This is a genomic window from Synergistaceae bacterium DZ-S4 (assembly GCA_025943965.1).
In the GTDB taxonomy this organism is placed as follows: domain Bacteria; phylum Synergistota; class Synergistia; order Synergistales; family Synergistaceae; genus Caenicola; species Caenicola nitritireducens.
Window position 1 is genome coordinate 128,298 of the sequence record JAPCWD010000006.1, and the last position, 6,543, is coordinate 134,840.

Below are 6,543 nucleotides of genomic sequence, written 5' to 3' on the forward strand. Positions count from 1 at the left end.
CGGAGGACTTATGCAGGACTGCGCCGACACAAAAGTCCATAATGAAAATGGATCTGCCCCTGTCACGGAAAAGCAGAGAGCCGTAAGGGTGGATACCATGCGGGGCGGCCCGTTAGCTGCCTCGCTCTCTGTCCTTTTGACCTTCCATGGCATACATGCCACGATTGAGGCATTGCTGGCAGGGCTGCCCCTGGAAAACGGCGCGCTTACCCCCTCGCTCTTTGCGAGGGCCGCGGAGAGAGCAGGACTTTTAAGCCGGGTGGTACTATCCCCCATCGACAGGCTTAATCCTGTTTTGCTTCCCGCAGTCCTGATCCTCGCTGAGAATAACAGCTGTGTTGTCCTATCTATCGACAAAAAAGCCGGAACGGCGCGAGTCGCCTTTCCTGAAGTCGGATCGGACGAGACGCTGATAGATCTTGAACAGCTTAACGAAACCTACACAGGCTTTGTCATATACGTGCGCCCTCTCTTTAAGTTCGACGACAGGGCGGTCCGGACCAAAAAGCTGGAGAGGGAGCACTGGTTCTGGAGCGTTATATCGGAACACCGCTACCTGTACCGGGATATAATCGTGGCCTCCGTTTTGAGCAACTTCATAGCCTTTGCAATGCCGCTTTTCGTGATGAACGTCTACAACAGGGTCGTCCCCAACAAAGCCGTCGAATCTCTGTGGGTGATGGCTATAGGCGTGTTCGTTATGATAACCGCGGATTTTGTGATACACGTGACTAGGGGATATCTTGTCGACCTCGCCGCAGTAAAAACAAACGTGAAGCTCTCCGGCGAAATGATGGAACATGTGCTGGACATGAGAAACGAGGAGAGATCTCCCTCTGTCGGCTCTTTCGCCAGCAGCATCCAGGGCTTCGACAGCGTCCGTTCTTTTATATCATCGGCGACGGTGCTCGCGTACGTCGATCTTCCCTTTGCCATTTTGTTCTTCGTTGTCATAGCCCTGATATCCTGGACTCTGGTCGTTCCGCTGCTGATCGCCTCCGCCCTGATACTCCTGCATGCCGTGCTTGTGCAGGGACAGATGCGCGAGCTCTCCGAGACTACAAACAGGGCGAGCTCCTTAAAAAACGCTACGCTCATTGAAAGCCTCGTGGCCATGGAGACTGTCAAATCTCTCGGAGCGGAGGGGCACATCCAGACAAGATGGGAAAAGACCGTGGCCTTTTTAGAAAACACAAACATCAAGCTGAGACTGCTCTCATCCTCCGTGGTCAGCTCGGTACAGTGGATTCAGATAACGGCATCAATAGCAACTATGATAATTGGGGTCTACCTGATAATGAACAACAGCATCAGCATGGGCAGCCTTATCGCAACCTATATGCTTTCATCGAGGGCAATAGCTCCGATCGGCAGGGTCGCGGCGCTCCTGATGCAGTACCATTCTGCATCGAGATCGCTGAATGCACTGGACGATATCATGCAAAAGGAGACGGAACGCCCCGCCGATTCAGTTTTTATCAGCACACCCGAGATCCGCGGCTCCATACAGTTTAGAGGGGTCACTTTCACCTATCCCGGGCAGGAAAGCCCCGCCCTTTCGGAAGTTTCATTCGCGGTCAATGCGGGGGAAAAGATCGCGCTCCTCGGTCCCATAGGCTCGGGTAAAACCACCGTCAACAAGCTTGTGCTCGGCCTTTTCAAGCCACAGGAGGGAAGCATCCTGATAGACGGCAAGGATATAAGGCAAATCGATCCCTCCGAGCTGAGAAAAAACATCGGCGTCGTCCCGCAGGACGTAATGCTCTTTTACGGCAACCTGAAAGACAATCTGATCTTCGGTACCCACTCGGTAACTGACAGGGAGATACTTATCGCTTCAAAGATCAGCGGAGTCGAGATGTTTGCCAACACCCACCCCAAAGGTTTCGATATGCCCATAGGCGAGAGGGGCAGCTTCCTCTCCAGCGGGCAGAGACAAGCCGTTGCAATAGCCAGGGCAGTGATCAAAGATCCGCCGATACTTATACTTGACGAACCGACTGCGTCCATGGACCACGTAATAGAGGAGCATATAAAAAACAACCTCATGGCCGTTACAAAAAACAAGACCGTGATATTGACCACCCACCGCACTCCGCTGCTTAGCCTGGTGGACAGGATCATCGTCATGGACAGGGGAAAAATTCTGGCGGACGGCCCGAAGGAAAAGGTACTGAACGCCCTGCAGCACGGACAGATCAGGAGGACAGCCTGATGGCGGGCCCCTTCAGCGAAAAGGAATTTGAGCGAACCGGACGGATCATATCCGCGGCTGAGCGAGCCGGAGATAAAATTACGTGCGGGATATTCAGCAGGCTCTTCTCCGAGAAGAGTGACAGTCCGTACAACTGGGAGGCCGACGCTGAGTGGGCTATGGAGGAACAAAAGCCTATAAACAGCAGGATCATCATATACAGCCTCTTCGCCGCACTTTTGCTCCTGCTGCTCTGGGCGGCATTCTCCCCTTTGGACGATGTGGTCCACGGCTCGGGGAAAGTCACACCGACCTCCGGCACGCAGCTGATCCAGTCTGTAGATGGCGGCATGGTTCAGGAAATTCTTGTAAAAGAATCTGACTTCGTTGAAAAAGACGCTGTAATTGTAAAAATAGATCCGACAAGGTTCACCTCCTCATTTGGGGAGAGAAAGGCCAATATCATGGCTCTGACCGCCAAGGCGGCGAGGCTGGAAGCTCTGACCAAAGAACATGATTTTCAGCCCCCCGAGCATGTGGCAGAAGCAGTCCCCAATATTGTCGAACACGAACAGCGGCTCTACCGGACAAGCCTGGAAGAATTGAGATCCACCCTTTCCGTCGGAAGGGACAGGGTCGCCCAGAGACGTCAGGAGCTGGTCGAATCTACATCCAGGCTGGCGCAGCTTTCTACAGCATACGAACTCGCGCAGGACGAGCTCAGGGCCACCAAATCCCTGCTTGAATCGGGGGCGGTCTCGCCGCTCGAGGTCACAAGGCTTGAAAAAGAGGTGGCAAGGGCGCAGGGAGACAGGGACCAAGCTAAGGCACAGATCTCAAGAGTCAGATCGTCTATTTTTGAGGCGGAGGGACAGATCACGGAAATCGGCCTGAGATACAAAAACAGCTGGAGAAACGAGCTCTCTGCAACGCTCGCCGAACTTGAGAGCCTTACGGAGGGAAACAAGGCGCTGGAGGACAGGGTCTCGCACTCCGAGGTCAGGTCACCGGCAAACGGGACCGTCAAACGTCTATTTGTTAACACAGTCGGAGCCGTTGTGATGCCGGGCGGAGCTATAGCCGAGGTGGTCTCGGACGAAGACGAGCTTGTTATAGAGGCAAAACTTTCGCCCAACGACAGGGCCTTTGTCAAGCCGGAACAGCACGTCGTAGTCAAGTTCACAGCATACGAATATGCGATATACGGAGGGCTTGACGGCCTGGTCGAATACATCAGCCCCGACACGATCGTGGACGAGAGGGGCAATACGTTTTACACGGTTAGAATAAAAACACATGAGACAAGCTTTGGTGAAGGCCGTCCGATCCTGCCCGGCATGGTGGCGCAGGTGGACATCATAATTGGAAAAAAAACGGTGCTCTCGTACATTCTTAAGCCTCTTTTCAGAGCGAAAGAAAAGGCGTTGAGAGAGCATTGATCGTCATACATTATATTAAAAACAACTTCTTCATTTACGGAGGATAAAAATAATGGAAAATAAAAATTTTGCCGTTATAAAAGTCAGCGGGGAGGCTTTCAGACAAGCCGCGGACAACACTATGATCCCTGTCAGGGCGGGGGACATCCTGACAGAGGGGGACATTATAATCATAAAATCCGGCACCGTTGAACTTCGCACCGCTTCAGGCGTTCCGATAGAGCTCGCGGAAGGTTCAACTGTGCTCCTGAAAAATGACGGAGGCACAGAGGAAATTACCGGTGCCGCCCTGCCCTCCTCTGCCCTCGGCGGCCATACCGGAGATACTCCGAATGAGAAGAGACCGGGAGCTGCCAAAGAAGAAGATTCCGAGATAAGAGAGTCGGAGGAAGGGGTCATAAGGGACGGGCACTCACACGTTCGTCTCGAAAGGATCAGCCTCGACTATAATGACCGGTTTAATTTTTCGCGGGACGCAAATGAGCTCTTTTCCTTTGATACGAGAGCCACTAAGATCCCTCGCGTCGGTTTCAACTACGATTATCCCGACAGCGGAGACAATATTCCCCGTTCCGAAATAGAGGACCCTTATTCAGGCGGGATCTGGATGCCCGAAAGCGGGTGGGTCAACCGTCCGCCGGCAGTTGTTTCGGATGAGACCGTGACCAATGAGGATACAGCTCTTATACTGGACCTTTTAAAAAACGCCTCCGATCCGGACACCCACCTTATGTCCGTTATCTCCGCGACAGCCCTTCACGGGACGGTCACAATAAACCCGGACGGGACCGTGACCTACACGCCGAACGAAGACTATCACGGCTCCGACACAATAACCTATAAGGTATCAGACGGCTATGGAGGCATCACCGAATCCACGGTAACAGTCACGGTAAAGCCCGTTCAGGACGCATTTAATGATGCGGATACAACTGATGAAGATACTCCAGTTACGTTAAACGTAATGGACAATGACACCTTCGGACCGAACGCCATTTTAACTTCCGTGACACAGGGGAAAAACGGAACTGTCACTTTTGATAAATATGGAAATGTCATATATACCCCCGGTGACTACTTCCAGTCTCTGGCTGATGGTGAAACAGCTACAGATACCTTTACATACACTGTAACCACCGCCGGCGGAAACAAGGAGACGGCGACCGTCACCATAACCATTACCGGAACAAATGACGCGCCGAAGATCAGTGTAATAGCAGGTGACGACGACGCCAAAACCATATATGAGACCGATGCAGCTTTAACCACAAATGGAACTCTTACACTATACGATGTAGACACTTCCAACACAGTTACCGTCTCTGTTGTGGACAGCCTCACAAAAAGCGGCACTTATACGGGATCGCTTCCCACAGATGCCGAATTAAAGGCAATGTTCACCGCAAGCGGAGGCCTTACCTCAACTGAACAGGGAAAGGACCATGGAATTTCGTGGAACTTTGCTTCGGGGACCCATACTTTTGATAAGCTGGCCACAGGTGAAACCCTGATTCTCACATACACGGTCCAGGTGGATGACGGAAAGGGCGGGACTGTCACACAGGATGTGACAATTACCATAGTCGGTACAAATGATGCCCCGCTCATAGGGAGCGGCGCTTTCACGGGTTCAGCAAGTGAGATAGCCGATAAGGCACTGGGAGAAAATACAGATGACCATACTGTCACCGGCTCCTTCGATGTTACCGATTTGGATTTGAGCGATTCAGTGACGGTTTCCCACACAGAACAAGGCGGCGGGTATATTGGGACATTCACCCCTGTTGTGGCAACTCAACCTACGGGCGGAGTAACGGGAAGCATTGGCTGGGAGTTTAAAGTAAACGACTCCATTCTGGATTCACTTGCAGAGGGTCAAACGGTCACACAGAAATATGACGTAACTGTCGATGACGGCAAGGGCGGAACAGATACTGTTACGGTGACTGTGACGATTACGGGAACGAATGACGCTCCTGAGATCCACGTGAAAGGTACCGACAGTGACGCAGAATCTTTAACTGAAACTAATGCAGGGCTTTCCACTTCAGGAACTCTGTCTGTTTTTGATGTTGATACCCTAGATACTGTCGCTGCAACCAAGGTAAGTAACGTAACCGTATCAAATACCTTTGGCGGAACCATGCCTACAGAAGCAGAGCTTTTAGCTATGTTCACTGTAAGCGGCGGAGACAGCAGCACAACAGAACAGTGGAGCGATCAGGGGATAGGTTGGACATTTAACTCAGGCTCTGAGCCGTTTGACGAAATTCCCTTGGGAGAAAGCTTAGTTATTACTTATACGGTAAGAGCTACGGATAATAACGGAGCCTGGACTGAACATAACGTAACAATTACCATTACCGGTACAAATGACTTGCCCGTTGCAGTTGCGGACGTGGACGACGTAAAAGAGGAAGATGTACTGAGCGCTACAGGCAATGTTCTGATAAACGACAGCGACATTGACCATGGCGATACCTTTACGGTAACCGGTGTAAAAGAGGGAACCCATACTTCTGCCACAGGCAATGTTGCAACTTCCGTTGTCGGAACTTATGGATCTGTCGTCATTGACGCTAACGGGGAATACACCTACACCCTTGATAACACCAAAGATGAGGTTCAGGCTTTGGCGAAAGACCAAAAGGTTACGGATACCTTTACATATACGATCACGGACTCAAAAGGAGGCACTGCAACCACTACCTTAACCATTACAGTAGAGGGAACAAATGACGCACCTGAGATACACGTAAAGGGTACAGACAGCGACGCAGAAACTTTAACTGAAACTAATGCAGGGCTTTCCACTTCAGGAACTCTGTCTGTTTTTGATGTTGATACCCTAGATACTGTCGCTGCAACCAAGGTAAGTAACGTAACCGTATCAAATACCTTTGGCGGAAC

3 protein-coding genes are annotated in these 6,543 nt (G+C 51.4%); all 3 read left to right on the forward strand.

The window, feature by feature from the left end; genetic code table 11:
- Positions 1 to 10: 10 nt before the first annotated feature.
- Entirely contained in the window at positions 11 to 2,215 is a 2,205-nt protein-coding gene (locus OLM33_05555; protein ID MCW1713136.1) for a type I secretion system permease/ATPase, read from the forward strand.
- Entirely contained in the window at positions 2,215 to 3,633 is a 1,419-nt protein-coding gene (locus OLM33_05560) for an HlyD family type I secretion periplasmic adaptor subunit (GenBank protein ID MCW1713137.1), read from the forward strand. The genes OLM33_05555 and OLM33_05560 overlap by 1 nt, the downstream gene beginning before the upstream one ends.
- Before the next feature lie 52 nt (positions 3,634 to 3,685).
- On the forward strand, positions 3,686 to 6,543 hold a 2,858-nt coding region (locus OLM33_05565; GenBank protein ID MCW1713138.1), incomplete at its 3' end, for a VCBS domain-containing protein.